The organism is Leclercia sp. EC_58, from assembly GCF_019584355.1.
Lineage (GTDB): Bacteria > Pseudomonadota > Gammaproteobacteria > Enterobacterales > Enterobacteriaceae > Enterobacter.
In genome coordinates this window covers 1-467 of sequence record NZ_VDAM01000007.1, presented here as the reverse complement: position 1 = coordinate 467, position 467 = coordinate 1, and the positions used below count along the sequence as shown (strand labels likewise).

Genomic DNA, 467 nt, shown 5'->3' with positions numbered 1-467 from the left:
GAACGAGTCAGGATCTGATCGACCGCGCGTTGATAATCGGCATAACAGGTCACGTTACCTTCCACCGCCAGAATATGTTCGCCAAATCGCTGACGCAGACTGGCGACTTTTGCCGCCGACAGTTCCAGCGTGGCAACCTGCGCGCCTTCTTCGATAAATCGCTCGACCAGCGCCAGCCCTAATCCCGATCCGCCGCCGGTAATAAAAATGGACTCGTTATGCAGATCGCTCATGGCTGCGCCTCCGGTAAGTCGATGAAAATGTCACCACCTTCAACGTGTACTGGATAAGTGGTGAGCGGATCGGTGGCGGGCAGGCATAACGCTTTCCCCGTTTTCAGGCAAAAACTGGCGGCGTGTAGCGGGCACTCCACCGTGGCGTCATCTTCCAGATACCCTTCTGACATTGACGCATTACCATGGCTGCAACGATCGTTAATGGCATAAAACTCGCCGCCAACGTTGAAC

Annotated in this window: 1 protein-coding gene and 1 pseudogene; both read right to left on the bottom strand. The window is 55.0% G+C overall.

Features of this window, described 5'->3' with window-relative positions; genetic code table 11:
• Window positions 1-233: pseudogene (hcaB, locus tag FHC51_RS22455) on the bottom strand (3-phenylpropionate-dihydrodiol/cinnamic acid-dihydrodiol dehydrogenase); the annotation flags it as partial.
• On the bottom strand, window positions 230-467 hold a 238-nt coding region (locus FHC51_RS22450; protein WP_220436755.1), incomplete at its 5' end, for a bifunctional 3-phenylpropionate/cinnamic acid dioxygenase ferredoxin subunit. The pseudogene hcaB and the gene FHC51_RS22450, both read right to left, overlap by 4 nt.